Origin of the sequence: Agrobacterium deltaense RV3, from assembly GCF_900013505.1 — a bacterium.
GTDB lineage: Bacteria > Pseudomonadota > Alphaproteobacteria > Rhizobiales > Rhizobiaceae > Agrobacterium > Agrobacterium leguminum.
Genome location: NZ_LT009745.1, coordinates 2,213,327 through 2,233,055, shown reverse-complemented (window position 1 = coordinate 2,233,055; position 19,729 = coordinate 2,213,327). Strand labels below are relative to the sequence as shown.

The following is a 19,729-nucleotide window of genomic DNA, read 5'->3' as shown; positions in this document are numbered from 1 at the left end:
AAGATCATGAGACCTTCCGAGGTGCTGGAAAAGAACAGGGAAGCGATCCGCGAAGCGACGAAACGCTTCAACGCGGCAAACCCGCGCGTGTTCGGCTCCGTCGCCCGCGGCGAGGACCGGCCGGACAGCGATCTCGACATTCTGGTGGATGCGCTGCCGGGCACGACATTGTTCGATCTCGGCGGTTTGCTGGAGGAATTGAAGGCGCTGCTTGGTGTGGAGGTCGACGTCGTCACCTCAGGCGGCCTGCATTCGGATATACGGGCGCGCGTTCTGAAGGAAGCCAAAGCGGTATGAGTACGGATCGGCTTCTGCTCTATCTGAAGGAGATGGATGTTGCCGCCTCCAGAATACAGGATTTCATTCAGGATATGGATGAGGCCGCTTTTTCCTCCGACACGCGGACGCAGATGGCGGTCATGATGGGTCTTGCCCTGATTGGCGAGGCGGTCGCCAAGCTGGACAGGCACTACCCCGCATTTTTACAGCAGCACCCGGAAATTCCCTGGATCAAGATGAAGGGTATGCGCAATCTGATCGTGCATGATTATTTCCGGACGGAGCTCTCGGTCGTCTGGAAAACGATAACGCAGAGCATTCCGGATTTGCAGGCGCGTCTCTCCCTCCTCCGAAACTGGCATGCCCAAGGTGAATGACATTTGACTGATTTTCTCGACATAAAACCTCTCACCAAAGAGGCTTTCGCATCCTTCGGCGATGTGATCGAAACGACACCCTCTTCCATGCGGCATATCAATGGCGGCCAGACGGAGCGGCATCATGCGCTTGCAGCACCGGAGGCGGCGGGTGAGGGTGCGCGTGTCATCCTCAATATTTTCCGCGGGCAGCCGCGGGCCTTTCCGCATGAAATCGAGATGATGGAACGGCATCCGCTCGGCAGCCAGAGTTTTTCACCGCTTTCCGGCCGACCCTTCCTCGTGGTCGTCGCCGATGACGACGGCGGCCGGCCCGGCCGGCCGCAGGTGTTTCTGGCGCGGGGCGATCAGGGCGTGAATTATCGCCGCAATGTCTGGCACTATCCACTTATGCCGTTGCAGGCGGTTTCGGATTTTCTGGTTGCCGACCGTGATGGGCCGGGTAACAATCTGGAAGAGTATTTTTTCGATAAGCCCTATATGATCGCGGAGCCCAAGCCATGACCGGTTTGACCACCCATGTCCTCGATGCCGCCCATGGCACGCCCGCAGAAGGACTGACGATCGAGCTCTACCGGCTCTCCGGCGATTGCCGCGAGAAGCTGAAGACAGTGAAGACCAATAGCGACGGCCGTGTCGATGGCGGGCCTCTGCTCGTCGGCGACAGTTTCAGGGCCGGGGAATATGAGCTGGTTTTCCATGCCGGCGATTATCTGCGCGGCAAGGGTGTTGTACTGCCGGAGCCGGCCTTTCTCGATATTATCCCGATCCGCTTCGGCATTGCCGATGAGAGCGGCCATTACCATGTGCCGCTTCTGCTTTCGCCCTATAGCTATTCCACCTATCGAGGAAGCTGATTGCCATGATCTTTGCCGCGATTGCCGATATTCATGGAAACTGCGCCGCGCTTGAAGCCGTGCTGGAGGATATCGCGAGGCTTGGCATCAAGGACATCGTCAATCTCGGCGATTGTTTCAGCGGCCCGCTGGAAGCGGGGTTTACCGGCGATGTGCTTGTTGGCAACTGGATTCCCAGCATTCGCGGCAATCATGACCGGGAACTGATCGACCGCGCGCCGGAGGAGATGGGGAGCTGGGAGAGGCCGGCGCATGCGCAGCTGAGCGCCGCCCATCTGGACTGGCTGCAAACCCTGCCGTTCAGCATGGTGTTCAAGGATGTCGCCTATTGCTGCCATGGTTCGCCGCGTGACGATCTGGAATATTGGCTGGAAACGCTGTCACCGGACGGCGTTCTGAAATTGCGGCCGCTGGCCGAAATCGAAGCCATGGCGGAAGGCATCACCCAGCCGCTGATGCTGTGTGGCCATACCCATATTCCCCGCACCGTGCAGCTTTCCGACGGCCGGCTGATCGTCAATCCCGGCAGCGTCGGCTGCCCCGGCTGGAAGGACGACACGCCGTTCGACCATCACGTCGAGGCCGGCCACCCGCTTGCCACCTATGCCGTGCTGGAAGAGACCGGGCGCGGCTGGCAGGTCTATTTCCGCAACATCCGTTACGACAATATGGCCATGGCCGAGATGGCGAAGGTCAACGGCATGTCGCATCTGGCCGAAGCCTTGGCCGGTGGCTGGCTCAAGCGCTGATCCTCACCCCTCGCTGATCATCACCACGCAGGAATAAGATTGCGCCTTCAGTTCCTTGCAGGCGGAAACCGCCGAAGACTGGTCTTCGAAGCCGGTGAAACGGGCGCGGTAGAGGGTTGCCGATCCGCTTTGCACGGCTTCTGTGTAGGGGGCGATCCCAGCATAATTTCCGGCGATGTTGGAGCGGGCATTGGCGAGCAGCGAGCGGGCGGCGGCTTCGCTGTCGGTGGCGGCGATCTGCACTTCCCAGCGGCTTCTCTGGCCGGCGGAGACGGCAGCGGGGGCCGGCCGCGGGATGGCCGAAACCTGCATCATGTCGGCCATCTGGTTATTCGCCGTGGCGATCTGCATGGCGACCGGATCCTGGCGGCGTTCGGCGAACATCGGCAATGGTACGGAAGCGGGGGGTACGGAAGCGGTGGGCGCGGCTGCGGGCGTCACAGCAAAGGTGCGGCTGACATTGGCGCTGGCGACGAGCTGTTCGGTGTTGCGGCTTCTCGATGCCTGCGGCACGGCCTTGTCCAGAAGCGCAGCCATCTGCGCATCGCGGCTGCGCGCGGTCTTGCCGCCCAGCACGACGCCGACGACGCGGCGACCATTGTGATTGACGGCGCTGACGAGATTGAAGCCGGAAGCATTGGTATAACCGGTCTTGATGCCGTCCATGCCCTGATAGCGATACATCAGATTGTTATGACCGCGAATGCGTTTTCCACGGAAGCTGAAGGATTCCATGGCGAAGAGGCCGTATTCCTTGGGAAAGTCGCGCTGCAGCGCCAGGCCGAGCTTCGCCATATCACGCGCTGTCGTCACCTGCGATTTGCTGGGCAGGCCGGAAGCGTTGCGGAACACCGTTTTCGTCATGCCGAGCTGGCGGGCCTTGCGGGTCATCATTTCGGCGAACCTTGCCTCGGAGCCGCCGAGATGATCGCCCATGCCTTCCGCCATGTCGTTGGCGGATTTGACGATCATGCCGTAGACGGCCTCGCGCACGGTGAAGGTCTGCCCCTGGCGCACATAAAGCTTCGAGGGGATAACGGCTGCGCCGTTCTTGGACATCTTTATCTTCTGGTCCCAGCGAAGCCGGCCGGAATGCAGCGCCTCGAAGGTCATGTAGAGCGTCATCATCTTGGTGAGCGAAGCGGGGTGGTTCAGCACATCGGCATTGCGGGCGGCCAGAACCTTGCCGGTATTGGCATCCATGATGAAATGGGCGTAACCGGCCTGGGCAGGCGATGCCTGCAATGAGAGGATCGCGCAAAAGAAGGCGAGTGCGAAGACCCATGCGCCCGCCATTCCCCGTTTGATCGTTCCCGACATAATTCACCCCTTTTGTTCGTCCGCCGCGATGAGCGAAGTTTTACTGACACTTTCCGGCAACAAAACCGCTAAAACTTTAGAGATCGCTTTCATGCTTAATTAAGTATGAATTTCAAGCCGGCGGCAGGCCTCACAATTTCCTTGCAAAGAAACCAACCGTCCGGTATGTTTAGAAATATGAAAAATGCACATGAACGGAAAAAGCAGCCTGAGATCGTTCGCCGCAGTCTTCTCGATTGCGCGGCGAAACTCGCTGCGGAGCAGGGTGTTGCGGCGCTTTCCGTGCAGGCGGTGGCCGATGCGGCCGGGGTGACGAAGGGCGGGTTGTTTCATCATTTTCCCTCCAAGCAGGCGCTCTTGGAAGCGGTGATGACTGACCTTCTGGCGGCTCTGGACGCTGAGATTGACGATCTCGTCTCACAGGATTGTGAAGCTTTTGGGAGCTTCACAAGGGCCTATGTGAACGCGGTTTTCTCGGATCGGGGCAGGGATTCGGGCAGGCAATGGGCAGCGATCTCGGTTTCCATGGTCGGTGAACCGTCGCTTCGGCGCATGTGGAACAGCTGGATTGAGGGACGTCTTGCCCGTCATAAAGAAACGGATGACGGGGTGGTACTGGAGATGGTGCGGCTTGCGGCTGACGGCATCTGGTTTGCCGATCTACTGGCCGACGATGGCAAAGCGGGTGGCGACAGGGCGGCTCTGAGGGCCCGGATGATCGCCCAGACGAAAAAGGAAGTGGAACGATGAACGCGGCTGTTTTGACCTATGGGGCGCTTGTCGCGGCCATCGTCTGTGAGGTCATCGCAACTTCCTTTCTGCAGCAGTCGCAGCAGTTCACCCGGCTTTTGCCGACGGTGCTGATGGCGCTGTTTTACGGTGCGGCCTTTTATCTGCTGTCGTTCACGCTGCGGGCGCTGCCTGTCGGCGTAGCCTATGCCATCTGGAGCGGGCTCGGCATCGTGCTCATTTCCGGCATCGGCTATTTCGTGTTCCGCCAGACGCTGGATATCGCCGCCGTTGTCGGCCTCGGGTTTATCGTGACGGGGGTGGTGATTGTGAATGTGTTTTCGAAGACGGTGGGGCATTGATAGGGCCTCTCCACCTCATTCCTGTGCTTGTCACAGGAATCCAGCCGGCGCGCGTTTGCGCGACGGAAGGAGTCCTTTCAGCCCAAGGACTTGGGCTGGCTGGATCCCTGTGACAAGCACAGGGATGAGGGAGGCAGCGTACAGGACTTTCTGAGACGCCGGCTCTGAGGCATCACCTCACCTGCTACAGCGCCACCATCACGCCAGAACGCTGCGGTCCACATCCGTAATCAGCCTTTTGCCGCAAAGCGCCATGCTGATATCCATCTCCTTGCGGATGATCTCCAGCGCCGTCGTCACGCCCTGTTTGCCGTCGGCACCGAGACCATAGAGGAAGGGGCGGCCGATATAGGTGCCTTTGGCGCCGAGCGCCACGGCCTTCAGCACATCCTGACCGGAGCGGATGCCGCCATCCATATGCACCTCGACCTTGTCACCAACTGCATCGACGATTTTCGGCAGCATGGCGATGGAGGAGTGCGCACCGTCGAGCTGGCGGCCGCCATGGTTGGAGACGATGATGGCGTCGGCGCCGGTATCGAGCGAGGCGCGGGCATCTTCCTCGTCAAGGATGCCCTTGAGGATCAGCTTGCCGCCCCAGCGTTGCTTGATCCATTCGACATCCTTCCACGACAGGCGCGGATCGAACTGTTCTGCCGTCCAGGAGGAGAGGGAGGAAAGGTCGGAGACATTCTTGGCGTGGCCGACGATATTGCCGAAGCTGCGGCGCTTGGTGCGAGCCATGTCCATGCACCATTTCGGCCGGGTCGCCATCTGCCAGATATGTTTCGGGGTGAGTTTCGGCGGTGCGGAGAGACCGTTGCGCAAATCCCTGTGGCGCTGGCCGAGAATTTGCAGGTCGAGCGTCAGCACCAGCGCTGAGCAGCCGGCGGCCTTGGCGCGGTCGATGAGATTGTTGACGAAATCCCGGTCCTTCATCACGTAAAGCTGGAACCAGAAGGGTTTCGAGGTGACAGAGGCGACATCCTCGATGGAGCAGATGCTCATGGTGGAGAGCGTGAAAGGCACGCCGAATTCTTCGGCTGCTTTGGCGGCCAGCATTTCGCCATCGGCATGCTGCATACCCGTTAGCCCGGTGGGGGAGAGGGCTACCGGCATCGAAACCTTCTCGCCGACCATTTCTGTGGCAAGCGACCGATCGGTCATATCCACCAGCACGCGCTGGCGCAGCTTTATCTTGGAAAAATCATCCTCATTGGCGCGGTAGGTGCTTTCCGTCCATGCGCCGCTATCGGCATAGTCGAAAAACATTTTTGGCACACGGCGCTGAGCCTGTTGCTTCAGGTCCGCTATGGTGAGGATTTTGCCCATGGATAAAGCCTTCACATTTGAATGATGGCTTCACATAACATGAACTGACGCGGTAGGAAATTTAAATTCCTGTCAACGCCGCAGCATTCTGGGAGTGATATTTTTGCAGATGGAGAATACATTGCTTCACCACGGATGTGGGTGTTAAGCTTAATTTTCACCGAGATCAGATAAATAATAAGTTATAGCTGCTGTTGTTTACATTTTTTGAATCGCGTGTAGATCATTATTTTTACAAAAATAGTTTGAGGAATTGTTTGTTATGAATAGTATTAGCGATAATACAGATGATGATAATTTCGAAATAACAGATAAATACAGATTCCGAGAGAAAAAGCTGTTGGACGAAATCCAGCGGTCCGTTGAATACTACGTGAGATATGGGCAGATTGCACAGAAATGGCAGCGGATCACCGCCATGTTGGTGATGGTTCTCAGCACATTTGCGCCCCTGTTGGTGGTAGGGTCAACAACGTCTTTGCCGGTTCTTTCCGAAGAGGTCGTTTCTTTCGCGGCGTTTCTTGTAACGCTGCTCCTCGCTCTGTTGGAGGGTACCCGCAGAATTTTTAGATTCGAGCAGCGTTGGATGGCCTGTTATATGGCCAAACAAACCCTGAAACGCGAACGAGAAAAATACAGATTTGCTAGAATTGGGCTCGTGGTGGGAAGTGATGTCTGGAAGGCAAATTTAGCCGATCTTCGGAGGGTATACGATGAGGTGACGGGGAGCGAAACGAAAGAATTCTTTGCGGCCCTGCAATCGCCAATGCCGGATCTGAAGAGGCCGTAGGAAAGTCTAGTGTTGCATGGGTTACGGTGCGCGATGCGATTACGAAATGCCTTACTGACACCAGAACTCAAGACGGATCCCGACCAGACGCCACACCGACTAGTGAGCTGGGCGGTTCGCACATCAGCCTTATTGAAGGGTGTTACTTCACGCTCTTCATTGCCCTGCCGGCCACATAAGTCTCAACCACCGTGCGGTCGTCGCCCATGGTCAGCATCAGGAAGAGTTCTTCCGTCAGGCTGTTCACCACTTCCATCTTCAGCGCCATGGCGGGGGTGGAAGAGGCGTTGAGCACGGTGATGTCTGCGTCCGTGCCGGCCTCCAGCGTGCCGATGCGGTCGACCATGGAAAGCGCCTCGGCATTGCCGCGGGTCATCAGGTACCAGCTTTCCAGCGGGTTGAGGCGTTCGCCCAGCAATTGCTGGATTTTGTAGGCCTCGTCCATGGTACGCAGCATGGAATAGCTCGATCCGCCGCCGATATCGGTCGCAACCGCGATCCGCACCGGCTTTTCGCGCCGCTGCAGCTTTTTCATCGGGAAGAGGCCGGAGCCGATGAAGAGGTTCGAGGTGGGGCAATGCACGGCCACTGCGCCGGTTTCCGACAGCACATCCGCCTCGCGGTCAGAGAGGTGGATGGCGTGGCCGAGCAGGGTCTTTTTGCCCATCAGGCCGTAGCGCACATAGATGTCGGTATAGTCGGTCGCTTCGGGGTAGAGCTCGCAGGTATATTTGATCTCGTCGAGATTTTCCGAAAGATGCGTCTGGATGAAGAGATCGGGAAATTCCTGCGCCAGCGCCTGCGCGGCTTCCATCTGTTTCGGGGTGGAGGTGATGGCGAAGCGGGGGGTGATGGCGACGTGGTTGCGGCCTTTTCCGTGCCAGTCGGCGATGACTTGGCGCGTCTCGTCATAGGAGGTTTCCGGCGTGTCCAGCAGGCCCTGCGGGGCGTTGCGGTCCATCATCACCTTGCCACCCACCATCAGCATGTTGCGCTTCATGGCCTCAGCAAAGAAGGCGTCGGCGGAGGTCTTGTGCACGGAGCAATAAGCGGCGGCCGTGGTGGTGCCGTGGCGCAGCAGTTCGTCATAGAAATGCGCGGCGATGCGCTCAGCATGGGCGCTTTCGACGAAACGGCATTCTTCCGGGAAAGTATAGGTGTTCAGCCATTCCAGCAGGTTGGCGGCATAGGAGCCGATGACCTGCATCTGCGGGAAATGCAGGTGCATGTCGATGAGGCCCGGCACGATGAGATGCGGCCGGTGGTCCTTTTCCTCGATGTCTTCGGGGGCTTGCTTGCGGATATCGGCGTAGTCGCCGATGGCGACGATCCGGCCGTCTTCGATCAGCAGGCCACCGTCTTCGATATAGAGATAGCTTTGCGTATCGTCGATTGCGAGCGGCGCGCGGCGGAAGCTCAGCAGGCGGCCACGCAGCAGAACCATGCTCATTCAGTCTTTCCTTCGGCTTTTCCTGCCCCGGAAACCGCGCTTTCGTACCAGGCGGTCAGCAGCTTGCGCTCATCCGGGGTGATGGCGGTGATGTTGCCGGGAGGCATGGCATGGCTGCGCCCGGCTTGCAAATAAATTTCACGCGCATGGGCGGCGATCTGTTCGTCGGTTTCGAGCTTCACCGATTTCGGTGTGAAGGGCACGCCTTCCCACACCGGTTCGGCCGCATGGCACATGGAACAGCGGCCCTGGACCACATCGCGCGCCTTGGCAAAATGGGTGTCGGCGACGAATTGCTGCTGCATCGGCGAAAGCGTCGCTGCTTTCTGTTCTTCCTCGCCGGTCAGCACTTTCGGCACGGTGGAGAGCCACATGATGACGATGAAGATGAGGGCGGTCAGCAGCCAGGTCCATGTGGGTTTTCCCTTGCGGGCATGGGTGGTGTTGAACCAGTGGCGGATGGTGACGCCCATCAGGAAGACGAGTGCCGCGATGATCCAGTTAAACTGCGTGGCAAAGGCCAGCGGATAATGGTTCGACAGCATGAAGAAGATGACGGGCAGCGTCAGATAGTTGTTGTGCAGTGAGCGCTGTTTGGCGATGCGGCCATATTTCGGGTCCGGCGTGCGCCTGGCGATCAGGTCGGCAACCACGATCTTCTGGTTGGGGATGATGATGAAGAACACATTCGCCGACATGATGGTGGCAGTGAAGGCACCGAGATGCAGGAAGGCGGCGCGGCCGGTGAAAACCTGTGTGTAACCCCATGCCATCGCCACCAGCGCGACATAGAGCACAATCATCAGGCCCCATGTATTGTTGCCGAGCGGCGATTTACAGAGAAAATCGTAAAACAGCCAGCCGATGGCAAGCGAGGCGAGCGACAGACAGATGGCCTGGAACTGGGTGAGCGCCAGCACCGAATGATCGATGAGGAAGAGATCGGCCCCGCCATAATAAACGATGCAGAGCATAGCGAAGCCGGAAAGCCAGGTGACGTAGCTTTCCCATTTGAACCATGTCAGGTGCTCGGGCATCTGGGCAGGGGCGACCAGATATTTCTGGATGTGATAAAAGCCGCCGCCATGCACCTGCCATTCCTCGCCATAGGCCCCCGGCGGCAGATGCGGCCGTTTGACCAGCCCGAGATCGAGCGCGATGAAATAGAAGGATGAGCCGATCCAGGCGATGGCGGTGATGACGTGGAGCCAGCGGACGGCAAAGGCCATCCATTCCCACGCAATGGCATATTCGTACATGCGGTTCCCCTGATCCTTGTGCAGCGCACCTTGCGAGAAATTTGACCTTTAGGAAAGGGAAAAGCAGAGGTCGGGGCACGATTGTTCACAATCTGACGCCGTTGTGTCCGCAATCTCAATTGAGTTCGCCCGTGTATGTGGGTTGGCCCGGTAAAGTTGCAGCCGCTCATTCCTGTCGCATAGTTTGTGCTTAGCTGGCTAACGCGACTCAGCTATTATCCTTTGTGCAGTCTGCCGATGTGCTAAAATATAAGGCTGCGGAGTCCTGCGGGGCGCCTTGCCGGAAATCCATTCCGGTCTTACGCCGATGCGCAGGGCTTCCATGACATGTTTCGCTGGCGGTTCTTCCGAAAGCGGGCGCTGCGAACCCTGGGTGGGGGCAGATCAGGGGGCAGGTATCGCAGTTCCCGGTGCCGTTGTGTCCGGGTGGGTGTTGATGTGAAATTTGAATAAAGGGACGCAATGATCTTCCGGCAGCCGCCGTTGTTTCAACGGAGACCATGCCGATGCGCCTTGTTCTGACGGTCCTCTTCTTATCTCTGGCGTTCAGCGCCACCGCGCTTGCCCATGAATCCCACAAGGGGTTCAAATATGAAAGCTATTGCTGCAATGGCGACGCCGAAACCGGCGACTGCCAGATGATTCCCACGCGCAGTGTTCGTGTCACGCCTGACGGTTACGAGGTCTCGCTCGCACCCGGCGATCACCGCATGGTCACCCGACGCCATGTCTTCAACTGGTCGCAGCGCGAAGCAAGACGATCCGAGGACGGCGAATATCATCTCTGTCTGTTTCCGGATGAGGACACGCCGCGCTGTTTTTATGCGCCGGACATGGGGTTTTGAGGCAGTTGCTGCGGCCGGCTTTCCTCGATCCGCCTCAATATCCAGTCGCGGAACAGCCTGATCTTGCGAATGTTCCGGCGGTTTTCGGGGTAGACCAGCCAATAGTTCTTTCCTTCGCTGCTAAGGTGCTCGAAGGGTTGATAAAGGCGGCCGAGCGCAATCTCATCGGCATAGAGTTCAGGGGTGAGCATGGCCACCCCCTGGCTGGCGATTGCGGCGGCGGCTTCGAAGGCCTGCACATTGAGGCGGCTGCGGGGATAACGGTCGAGGCCGGGATTTTCAACACCCACTTCCCGAAACCATTGGCTCCACCAGATATCGCCGGGATCGATGATGCGCAGGCGCAGCAGGTCTTCCGGCTTGTGCAATCCGCCGATGCTTTCGGCAAGGCCCGGATGCAGCATCGGCGTATAAACGCCACGCAGCAGTTGATGATAGATCAGCCCTTTGCCGTTATCTTTGCTCCAGCGAATGGCGACATCGCAATCGGACTGGGAAAAATCGATCAAAGCGCTTGATGTGTCGAGCCGCACGGCAATCGAGGGATGTTCGAGCTGGAAAGCACCCAGATGCCGCGAAAGCCAGCGTGAGGCGAAGGTAGCGGTGGAATGGATTGTCAGGGTCGCATCGGACGTGTCACGCACATTGTCGACGGCCTCCCGCAGATTGTTGAAGGCTTCCGCGACTTTCGGCGCAAGTTTCTGCCCCGCCTCTGTCAGCGAGACCTGCCTCGCCTTTCTGATGAAGAGCGGCTCGCCGATATTCTCCTCCAGCAGTTTCACCTGATAGCTCACCGCCGTCTGGGTCATGCCCAGCTCTTCGCCGGCCTTGGTGAAGCTCAGATGCCTTGCGGCAGCTTCGAACACCCGCAGGGCGTTCAAGGGAAACTGGCGGGACATTTTCATGGATAAGTTCTCTTTATGCCAATTGCCGAAGGTTTCATTGGTTTTTCTCCGGAAAACAGAGCATTTTTAGCTCAATTCATCAACTGAGCTTCTGACATTTTTGAATGGAGACGGACATGCGCACAGCACTCTTGCGCGCGTGGTCCCGCCTGCGTGCGGGTCTGCGGACAGCGGAACGGTTTACTCTTGAAAGCCTTCAACCCGACAATCTGGCGGATGAAAGCCTGCCGGATGGGCTCAGGCGTGATCTTGGCCTTGAGGATGGCCGTGTCGATTTTCGCTGCGACGGATTTCGGCAGCGGAAAATGCTTGCAACAACTCGGCTGCCACAAGGGCCGCTATGATCGCAGGCCGCTTGTCCCTGACGCTATTACCGCCGATGGGCAGGATGAGCTTTGCAAGGCGGGACATGGGCTCTCCCTCCCGCTCCAGCCAATGGGCGAAGGTGGCGCGTTTGGTCTTCGAACCAATCATGCCGACATAAGCGAGATCGTCGCGGGCAAGCGCTTCCTTCGCGATGAGGAAATCGAGTGCGTGATCGTGGGTGACGATGATGGCCGCCCCGTTTGCCGGGATTTTCGCGACGAGCGCTTCCGGCATGGGGGTGAGTACGGATGCGATATTCACTGGAAGATCGTGCAGTTCGTTTTCCCGCGTTTCCACCACTGTCAGCGTCAGGGGCAGCAGCGACAGCGCCTCGGCCAGTGCCTTGCCGACATGGCCCGCCCCGAAAATGAAGACGGCCGGCTGCTGCTCGGCCTCGCCCTTCACTCTCGCTTCCAGCGCTGCCGCGATTTCCGCGGTTATCAGCCGGAACCGGAGCAGGGTGCGGCCGCCGCAGCACTGGCCGATTTCCGGGCCAAGCGGAATATCCATGCGGTCTTCGGTAGAACCGCTCCGCAGCATCGCCCTGGCGTGGTCTATGGCCATATATTCGAATTGCCCGCCGCCAATGGTTTCCCACAGGCCGCCTTGCGAGACCAGCATGAAGGTTCCTGCCTCACGCGGGGAGGACCCTTTCACGGCCTCGATTTCCACGAGGATCGTGGCTGGATATTGCGTGAGGAAAGAGGGCAGGGAGGTGTCAGGCATTGACGCTGGCCCCCTCATCCGGCCCTTCGGGCCACCTTCTCCCCGGCGGGGAGAAGAAAGTTCCCGCAAGCTCCGCACTACGACCGCAACACTTTTGAATTGCCGTGACGGCGCGGCAGATTTCTTCTCCCCGCCGGGGAGAAGGTGGCCCGAAGGGCCGGATGAGGGGGCTTGGCCGCATGGATACTCCCCCTCACACCTTCTTCAGCCGTTCCACCGCCATCAGAACCCGCTCGGGCGTTGCCGGTGCATCGAGGCGCGGGCAGACCTTGTAATCGGCGACGGAGGCGACGGCCATGGAGAGGGCTTCGAGAACCGAGATCGCCAGCATGAAGGGCGGTTCGCCCACGGCCTTGGAACGGCCAATGGTAGGCTCGGCATTTTCCGCCCATTCCGCCAGCCTGACGTTGAAGCTCTTCGGCCGGTCGGAGGCGAGCGGGATCTTGTAGGTGGAAGGCGCATGGGTGCGCAGCCGCCCCTTGCCATCCCACCATAATTCCTCGGTCGTCAGCCAGCCCATGCCCTGCACGAAGGCACCCTCGATCTGGCCGATATCGATGGCCGGGTTCAGCGACTTGCCGACATCGTGGAGGATATCGGTGCGCTCCATCATATATTCGCCGGTCAGCGTATCGATCGACACTTCCGAGCAGGCCGCGCCATAGGCGAAATAATAAAACGGCGTGCCGCGGCCGGTGGCGCGGTCCCAGTGGATTTTCGGCGTCTTGTAAAAACCGGCGGCAGAAAGCTGCACGCGGGCGAAATAGGCCTTTTTGATGAAATCGTTGAAGGCGATTTCCTCAAGGCCGATGCGCACCCGGTTCGGCAGAAAGACGACTTCCTCTTCCGGCACATTCCAGTTCTCGGCGGCGAATTTGACCAGCCGCTCGCGGATCTGGCGGGCGGCGTCATAGGCCGCCATACCGTTAAGGTCCGTACCGGAGGAGGCGGCGGTGGCCGAGGTATTCGGCACCTTGCCCGTGGTCGTGGCTGTGATCTTCACCCGGCCGATATCCACCTGGAAGGCATCGGCCACCACCTGCGCCACCTTGGTGTAGAGGCCCTGACCCATTTCGGTGCCGCCATGGTTCAGGTGAATGGAGCCGTCATTATAGATATGCACCAGTGCACCCGCCTGATTGAAGGCGGTCATGGTGAAGGAGATGCCGAATTTGACAGGGGTGAGCGCGATGCCCTTGCGGATGATCGGGCTCGTTTTGTTGAACTCGATGATGGCGTCTCGCCGCGCGCGATAGTCGCTGGAGGTTTCCAGCTCCTCGACGATGCGGGCGATGATGTTGTCCTCGACCTCCTGATGATAGGGCGTCGTGGTGCGGCCCGAGCCGGTCTCGCCGTAGAAATTCAGCTTGCGGATATCGAGCGGGTCCTTGCCCACCGCATAGGCGATTTCCTCGATGAAACGTTCCGCGCCCAGCATGCCCTGCGGGCCACCGAAACCGCGAAAGGCGGTGTTGGAAACCGTGTGGGTTTTCAGCGGCCGCGAGGTGAGGTGCACATGCGGATAGAAATAGCTGGAATCCGCATGGAACAGCGCGCGGTCCGTCACCGGGCCGGAAAGATCGGAGGAAAAACCGCAGCGGGCGGCATAGGTGGCATCGACGGCGTGGATGCGGCCTTCCTCATCGAAGCCAAGCTCGTAATCGACGCGGAAATCGTGGCGCTTGCCGGTGGCGCTCATATCTTCGTCGCGGTCGGGGCGGATTTTAACGGCCCGGTTCAGCTTCTTGGCGGCGATGGCGCAGAGGGCGGCGAACTGGTTGCCCTGCGTTTCCTTGCCGCCGAAACCGCCGCCCATGCGGCGCACCTGCACCGTGACGGCGTTGGACGGGACCTGAAGCATATGGCTGACGATGTGCTGGATTTCGCTCGGATGCTGGGTGGAACTCCACAGCGTCACCTCGTCATCTTCGCCCGGCACGGCCATGGCGATGTGGCTTTCGAGATAAAAATGCTCCTGCCCGCCGATCCGCATCGTGCCGGTGAGGCGACGGGGTGCGACATCCATTTCCAGCTTGGCATCGCCGCGCTTGAGTGTCATCGGATCGATGACCAGCGCGCCGCCATTTTCAATCGCCGTGTCGATATCGGTGAAATGCGGCAGTTCCTTATAGGTGATCTTCGCCTTGCGGGCCGCCTTTCTGGCGATATCGCGGGTTTCGGCAAAAACGGCGAAGATCGGCTGGCCGTGAAATTCCACCTTGGTTTCAGCAAGCAGCGGCTCGTCGTGACGGCCGCCGGAAGAGATGTCGTTTTCGCCGGGCACGTCCTTGGCAACCATGACCCAGAGCACGCCGGGTGTTTTTTCCACTTCCGAGAGGTCCATCGAGACGATTTCGGCATGTGCCCGGTCAGAAAGACCGAGAGCGCCGTGGATCAATCCGGCGGGTTCGGGAATATCGTCGATATATTCGGCGCTGCCCGTCACATGCTTATGGGCGGAATCGTGCCGGAGCGAAGTGTGCATCGGGCCGTCGATTTCTGTCTTGGTCTTGTCGAAGCTTGTGGTGTCCATGGTTCAAGCTCCCTCTTGGTGAATTACGGCATATGACAGCGATAATAGTCCCTCATTCCTGTGCTTGTCACAGGAATCCAGCCAGCCCAAGTCTTTGGGCTTAAAAGAGTCTTTCGCCGCGCAGACGCGCGTCGGCTGGATTCCTGTGACAAGCACAGGAATGAGGGAGGGTGCGGATGTCGCCATCGCCATCATCACGCCTCCTCCAGCGAGAAACGGCTGAGTTCCTGCTTTTGCCCCGAAGTCTCGAGGAAAAACCGCGTCAGCAGGTTTTTAGCCGTCAGTTGCCGATATTCGGCAGTCGCCCGCCAGTCGGTCAGCGGGGTGAAATCCTCGTCCAGCACATCGCGCGCCGCATCGATGGTTTCTTGCGACCACGCCTTGCCGAGAAGCGCCGCCTCCAGATGCGCGGCGCGTTTGGGCGTACCGGCCATGCCACCGAAGGCGATGCGGATGTCTTCCACCGTGCTGTCGGCATCGAGCGTCAGGTTGAAAGCGCCGCAGAGCGCGGAAATATCCTCGTCGCGGCGTTTGGAAATCTTGTAGACGGCATAGAGGCTTTCCGGTTTCCGGAACGGAATGAAGAGCTTTTCGACGAATTCGCCGCTCAGCCGGTCCTGTTTGCCGTAATCGATGAAATAGCTTTCCAGTGGCAGGCTGCGGTTGCCGGAGGAGGAGCGCAAGGTCAGCGTCGCCCCGAGCGCGATCAGCGCCGGAGGCGTATCGCCGATGGGCGAACCGTTGGCGATATTGCCGCCGATGGTGCCCATATTGCGCACCTGCTCGCCGCCGAGGCGGTCGAACAGCCGGGCAAGCGGCGGGAAGTGTTCCGCAATGGTCTTTAAGGCCTGGCTGTAGGTGACGCCGGCGCCGAGTGTCACGCCGTCCTCATCCACGGCGATGGTTTGCAGATCCCCGAGATTGTTGATGAAGATCACCGGGTTCAGCGCCCGCATCTGCTTTGTGACCCACAGGCCGACATCGGTGGAGCCGGCAACGATGGTCGCCTTCGGTTCAGCAGCGTAAATCTCGGTCAGTTCGGCCAGTGTCGCCGGAATGATGGTGCGGTCCTCGCCGTGGGTGACGATGATCGTCTCGTTGGCGCGAATGGCCCAGAGCCTGGCCATGATATCGGTGCGGTCGCGTTGCAGCGGGTCGAAGAGGGCGCTCGGGCGGGCAGCCGCGATCTTTTCGGCGGCGCGCACGATCGGCTCATAACCCGTGCATCGACAGAGATTGCCTTGCAGCGCCTTTTCGATGTCGGCGCGGCCGGGGTTTTCACTGGCAAGCCACAGGCCGTAAAGCGACATGATGAAGCCCGGCGTGCAGAAACCGCATTGCGAGCCGTGGAAATCCACCATCGCCTGCTGCACGGGGTGCAGCGTACCGTCGCGGGCAGCCAGATGCTCGACCGTCACGATATGGGTGCCGTGCAGCGAGCCTAAAAAGCGGATGCAGGCATTGACGCTTTCATAACGCAGCGAACCGTCCAGCAGCCGCCCGACCAGCACCGTGCAGGCGCCGCAATCGCCTTCGGCGCAGCCTTCCTTGGTCCCGGTCAACCGCTTGCTGATGCGGAGATAATCGAGAAGCGTGTCTGTCGGTCCGAAATCCTTCAGCGAGATGGTTTCGCTGTTGAGGATGAAGCTGATCGCGTCGTTCATGCAATGCCCTGCTTTTTTGACCGGCTGCCGAGCCGGTTTCTTGTCATTGTCCCTGCGCATCATATGCACGCCCGCAGGCGTATATCGATTTCCGTTTTGGCAATTCATTGTTTCCAAAAAGGAAAGAAAGTTCGGCAATTATTGCGCCGTCCAGCCGCCATCCACGGAAATATGGGTGCCGGTGATGTTGCTTGCGGCATCGCTCGCCAGAAACAGTGCGGCGGCGGCCACATCGTCGACGGTGACGAACTGCTTGGTCGCCTGCAGTTCCAGCATCACGTCGTTCTTCACCGCTTCTTCGCTGATGCCGCGCACCCTGGCCATTTCCGGTATCTGTTTTTCGACGAGCGGGGTGAGCACATAACCCGGACAGATGGCGTTGACGGTAACCCCGGTCTGCGCAAGTTCGAGAGCCGCCGTCTTCGTCAGGCCCATGATGCCGTGCTTGGCCGCCACATAGGCCGATTTGAACGGTGAGGCGACGAGACCGTGAGCGGATGCGATGTTGATGATCCGGCCTTTGCCGGCCTTTTTCATCAGCGGTATCGCAACGCGCATGGTATGGAAGGAACTGGTCAGATTGATGGCGATGATCCAGTCCCATTTTTCCGTCGGAAACTCCTCGATGGGCGCGATATGCTGGATGCCGGCATTGTTGACGAGCACATCCACCGAGCCGAGTTTTTCGTGCGAGGATTGAATGAGATCGGCGATCTCGTCCGGTTTCGTCATATCCGCGGGGTGATAAAGCACGCGCCCGCCGCTTTCCGCTTCCAGCAAAAGGCGCAGTTTTTCGATCTCGTCCTCATCGCCGAAACCGTTCAGTACAATATTGGCGCCCTCCCGCGCAAATCGCTGCGCAATCGCAAGGCCGATACCGCTTGTAGAGCCCGTCACGATAACTGTCCGATGCATGCTTTCCCCTTTTTGCATTACTTCGCACATGTTTAAGCAAGGTATGCCCAAAGGGGGCGGGCTGGCAATCGCCATTTCAGGCGCCATTTCGGGAGAGCTCGGTAGCGCGGTGACACAGGCCGCGTCCATCCATTTTTTCGAAGCTAAGCATCCAGATTTTGCGCCAGATTCTGCATTTGCCTGCGGGCGCTTCCGTGCCTATCTCTGAGGCAGGCAAACAGAGGTATTATCTATGGAACTCGGTCTTTACACCTTCGCGGATGTCAATCCCAACCCCGCCGATGGCCGTGGGCCGGAAGGCGCGCGCCGGCTGCGCGAACTCATCGAAGAGATCGAGCTTGCCGATCAGGTCGGGCTCGATGTCTTTGGCCTCGGGGAGCATCACCGTCCGGATTATGTCGTCTCCTCGCCCTCCACCGTTCTCGCGGCGGCGGCGGTGAAGACGAAGAATATTCGCCTGACGAGCGCCGTTTCGGTGCTGAGTTCGGACGATCCGGTGCGGGTGTTCCAGCAGTTTTCGACCGTCGATCTCCTGTCGAACGGCCGCGCCGAAATCATGGCCGGGCGCGGTTCCTTCATCGAATCCTACCCGCTGTTCGGTTACGATCTCGAGGATTACGATGTGCTCTTCGCCGAAAAGCTCGATCTGCTTTTGGCGCTGCGGGAGCAGGAAATCGTCACCTGGTCCGGCACCAAGCATCCCGCCATTAACGGGCGCGGCGTTTATCCGCGGCCCCTACAGGAGCGTCTGCCGGTGTGGATCGCCGTGGGCGGCACGCCGCAATCGGTGGCGCGGGCAGGCGCCATGGGTCTGCCGGTGGCGCTTGCCATCATCGGCGGCGAATATCGCCGCTTTGCGCCGCTGTTCGATCTCTATCATGAGGCTGCGCGCCGCGCCGGGCAGGAAAAGACCAAGTTGCGCACCAGCATCAATGTGCACGGCTTCATTGCCGACACCACCGCCAAGGCGGCGGACCAGTTTTACGGACCGCAGGCGGAGGTGATGAACCGCATCGGCCGCGAGCGCGGCTGGGGGCCGACGAACCGCGCGCATTTCGACGCCGCGCGCGGGCCGGAGGGCAATCTCTTCCTCGGTGAGCCGGAACTGGTGGCGGAAAAGATCATCAAGGCGCATGGCGTTTTCAGGAACGATCGCTTCCTGCTGCAGATGGCCATCGGCCTGATGCCGCACGATCAGATCATGCGCGGCATCGAGCTTTATGGTACGAAAGTCGCCCCGATCGTCAGAAAAGAATTGACGGGGAGCGCCGATCCGGTGAAAGCCACGGCCTGATGATTGCCAAGGCGGGCGTTTTGAGACCCGCCATACAGAACGACGGACAGAGACATGGTCATTTCCACCGAAGAAGAACTGGTTCTGCTGAAGGACATCGGCCGTTTATGCGCCGTCGCGATGCAGACCATGGCGGACGCGCTGGAACCCGGCATTACCACGGCCGAGCTGGATGCCATCGGCCGCAAGGTGCTGGAAGATAACGGTGCGCAATCGGCGCCGGAATTCTGCTACAAGTTTCCCGGCGCGACCTGCATCAGCGTCAACGAGGAAGTGGCCCACGGCATTCCGGGACCGCGCATCATCAAGGCGGGCGATCTCGTCAATATCGATGTCTCGGCGGTGAAGAACGGCTTTTTCGGCGATACCGGCTCGTCTTTCGCCGTGCCGCCGGTGAAGAAGGACATCGAGCGGCTTTGCCGCGATGGCAAACGCGCCATGTGGACGGGCCTGCAGCAGGTGAAAACCGGCCGGCCTTTCGCCGATATCGGCAATGCCATCGGCGCCTTTGCCAAGAAGAACCGCTATACGCTGATCACCAATCTCGCCAGCCACGGCATCGGCCGCTCGCTGCATGAGGAGCCGAAGGAACTGGCGACCTGGCCGGACAAGGACGAGCGTCGCATCATGCAGGAAGGCATGGTGTTTACCGTTGAGCCGTTTCTCTCGACCGGCGCCTACTGGGCCGAGGACGGCGATGACGATCCATGGACGCTCTATAGCGATCCGAGCGCGCCGACGGTGCAGTATGAGCATACCGTGGTTGCGACGAAGAACGGGCCGCTGGTGCTGACGCTCGCTGAGTGACAGCTACACCTGCCTCCGTCACCCTCACTTTTAAGATCGGAGCGAGCGCGTGCCGCTTATTTCTTCTCCCCCGAGGGGGAGAAGTCCGCGGCAGCGGGATGAGGGGGCGCCCTCGCCGGATTTCGGAGAGCTTGCGTGCTCGCGCGACGACACGCGCGCGTCGACGCGCG

Annotated in this window: 20 protein-coding genes; 11 read left to right on the top strand and 9 right to left on the bottom strand. The window is 59.5% G+C overall.

Features of this window, described 5'->3' with window-relative positions; genetic code table 11:
- Nucleotides 1-6 precede the first annotated feature (6 nt).
- From AGR7B_RS11275 to AGR7B_RS11255, 5 genes are read left to right on the top strand one after another with little or no spacing between them, the layout of a single operon-like run.
- Entirely contained in the window at nt 7-297 is a 291-nt protein-coding gene (locus tag AGR7B_RS11275) for a nucleotidyltransferase family protein (protein WP_035220685.1), read from the top strand.
- Nucleotides 294-656, top strand: coding sequence for a HepT-like ribonuclease domain-containing protein (locus AGR7B_RS11270; protein WP_080856669.1), 363 nt, complete (start codon nt 294-296; stop codon nt 654-656). Before AGR7B_RS11275 ends, AGR7B_RS11270 begins: the two co-directional genes overlap by 4 nt.
- A 3-nt stretch (nt 657-659) precedes the next feature.
- Nucleotides 660-1,160 (top strand): ureidoglycolate lyase, encoded by a 501-nt coding sequence (locus AGR7B_RS11265; protein ID WP_080856668.1) that lies wholly within the window; start codon nt 660-662, stop codon nt 1,158-1,160.
- Nucleotides 1,157-1,513: a hydroxyisourate hydrolase gene (gene uraH / locus AGR7B_RS11260; RefSeq protein ID WP_065655049.1), complete on the top strand. Its 357-nt coding sequence runs from the start codon at nt 1,157-1,159 to the stop codon at nt 1,511-1,513. The genes AGR7B_RS11265 and uraH overlap by 4 nt, the downstream gene beginning before the upstream one ends.
- A 5-nt stretch (nt 1,514-1,518) precedes the next feature.
- Nucleotides 1,519-2,262, top strand: a complete 744-nt coding sequence (locus AGR7B_RS11255; RefSeq protein WP_080856667.1) for a metallophosphoesterase family protein — start codon at nt 1,519-1,521, stop codon at nt 2,260-2,262.
- Between the two features lie 3 nt (nt 2,263-2,265).
- Here AGR7B_RS11255 and AGR7B_RS11250 read toward each other — a convergent pair whose 3' ends face one another.
- A complete protein-coding gene (locus AGR7B_RS11250) occupies nt 2,266-3,558 on the bottom strand; it encodes a D-alanyl-D-alanine carboxypeptidase family protein (protein ID WP_162934158.1) in 1,293 nt (430 codons plus the stop codon).
- A 189-nt stretch (nt 3,559-3,747) separates the two neighbouring features.
- Here AGR7B_RS11250 and AGR7B_RS11245 point away from each other — a divergent pair, with 189 nt between their 5' ends.
- Both AGR7B_RS11245 and AGR7B_RS11240 read left to right on the top strand, forming a co-directional pair.
- On the top strand, nt 3,748-4,332 hold the full coding sequence (locus AGR7B_RS11245) for a TetR/AcrR family transcriptional regulator (RefSeq protein WP_080856665.1): 585 nt from the start codon (nt 3,748-3,750) through the stop codon (nt 4,330-4,332).
- Nucleotides 4,329-4,673 carry a DMT family transporter gene (locus AGR7B_RS11240; protein WP_080856664.1) on the top strand — a complete coding sequence of 115 codons (345 nt, stop codon included), beginning with the start codon at nt 4,329-4,331 and terminating at the stop codon, nt 4,671-4,673. The genes AGR7B_RS11245 and AGR7B_RS11240 overlap by 4 nt, the downstream gene beginning before the upstream one ends.
- 198 nt (nt 4,674-4,871) lie before the next feature.
- Here AGR7B_RS11240 and AGR7B_RS11235 read toward each other — a convergent pair whose 3' ends face one another.
- A complete protein-coding gene (locus AGR7B_RS11235; protein ID WP_162934109.1) occupies nt 4,872-6,005 on the bottom strand; it encodes an alpha-hydroxy acid oxidase in 1,134 nt (377 codons plus the stop codon).
- 262 nt (nt 6,006-6,267) lie between these two features.
- Between AGR7B_RS11235 and AGR7B_RS11230 the strand changes: the two genes are divergently transcribed.
- The gene (locus AGR7B_RS11230; RefSeq protein ID WP_080856662.1) at nt 6,268-6,795 is read left to right on the top strand and encodes a DUF4231 domain-containing protein; all 528 of its coding nucleotides are present in this window, start codon (nt 6,268-6,270) and stop codon (nt 6,793-6,795) included.
- 142 nt (nt 6,796-6,937) lie between these two features.
- On the opposite strand, the gene guaD is transcribed toward AGR7B_RS11230, so the two are convergent.
- On the bottom strand, nt 6,938-8,245 hold the full coding sequence (gene guaD, locus AGR7B_RS11225; protein WP_080856661.1) for a guanine deaminase: 1,308 nt from the start codon (nt 8,243-8,245) through the stop codon (nt 6,938-6,940).
- Nucleotides 8,242-9,504 (bottom strand): urate hydroxylase PuuD, encoded by a 1,263-nt coding sequence (gene puuD / locus AGR7B_RS11220; RefSeq protein ID WP_080856660.1) that lies wholly within the window; start codon nt 9,502-9,504, stop codon nt 8,242-8,244. Before puuD ends, guaD begins: the two co-directional genes overlap by 4 nt.
- Nucleotides 9,505-10,010: 506 nt before the next feature.
- Here puuD and AGR7B_RS11215 point away from each other — a divergent pair.
- Nucleotides 10,011-10,349 (top strand): hypothetical protein, encoded by a 339-nt coding sequence (locus tag AGR7B_RS11215; protein WP_003524238.1) that lies wholly within the window; start codon nt 10,011-10,013, stop codon nt 10,347-10,349.
- On the opposite strand, the gene AGR7B_RS11210 is transcribed toward AGR7B_RS11215, so the two are convergent.
- The 5 genes from AGR7B_RS11210 to AGR7B_RS11185 form a co-directional block, all read right to left on the bottom strand.
- The gene (locus AGR7B_RS11210) at nt 10,325-11,254 is read right to left on the bottom strand and encodes a LysR substrate-binding domain-containing protein (protein ID WP_080856659.1); all 930 of its coding nucleotides are present in this window, start codon (nt 11,252-11,254) and stop codon (nt 10,325-10,327) included. The genes AGR7B_RS11215 and AGR7B_RS11210 overlap by 25 nt on opposite strands.
- A 237-nt stretch (nt 11,255-11,491) precedes the next feature.
- Complete coding sequence (gene xdhC, locus AGR7B_RS11205; RefSeq protein ID WP_162934108.1) at nt 11,492-12,346, bottom strand: xanthine dehydrogenase accessory protein XdhC; 855 nt, start codon at nt 12,344-12,346, stop codon at nt 11,492-11,494.
- 193 nt (nt 12,347-12,539) lie between these two features.
- Nucleotides 12,540-14,879: a xanthine dehydrogenase molybdopterin binding subunit gene (xdhB, locus tag AGR7B_RS11200; protein WP_162934107.1), complete on the bottom strand. Its 2,340-nt coding sequence runs from the start codon at nt 14,877-14,879 to the stop codon at nt 12,540-12,542.
- 194 nt (nt 14,880-15,073) lie between these two features.
- Nucleotides 15,074-16,543, bottom strand: a complete 1,470-nt coding sequence (gene xdhA, locus AGR7B_RS11190) for a xanthine dehydrogenase small subunit (RefSeq protein ID WP_080857070.1) — start codon at nt 16,541-16,543, stop codon at nt 15,074-15,076.
- Between the two features lie 138 nt (nt 16,544-16,681).
- Nucleotides 16,682-17,458 (bottom strand): 3-hydroxybutyrate dehydrogenase, encoded by a 777-nt coding sequence (locus AGR7B_RS11185; RefSeq protein WP_080856657.1) that lies wholly within the window; start codon nt 17,456-17,458, stop codon nt 16,682-16,684.
- Between the two features lie 232 nt (nt 17,459-17,690).
- Between AGR7B_RS11185 and AGR7B_RS11175 the strand changes: the two genes are divergently transcribed.
- Nucleotides 17,691-18,752 carry an LLM class flavin-dependent oxidoreductase gene (locus tag AGR7B_RS11175; protein WP_080856655.1) on the top strand — a complete coding sequence of 354 codons (1,062 nt, stop codon included), beginning with the start codon at nt 17,691-17,693 and terminating at the stop codon, nt 18,750-18,752.
- A gap of 54 nt (nt 18,753-18,806) precedes the next feature.
- Nucleotides 18,807-19,559, top strand: a complete 753-nt coding sequence (gene map, locus AGR7B_RS11170) for a type I methionyl aminopeptidase (RefSeq protein ID WP_065655656.1) — start codon at nt 18,807-18,809, stop codon at nt 19,557-19,559.
- Nucleotides 19,560-19,729: the final 170 nt, after the last annotated feature.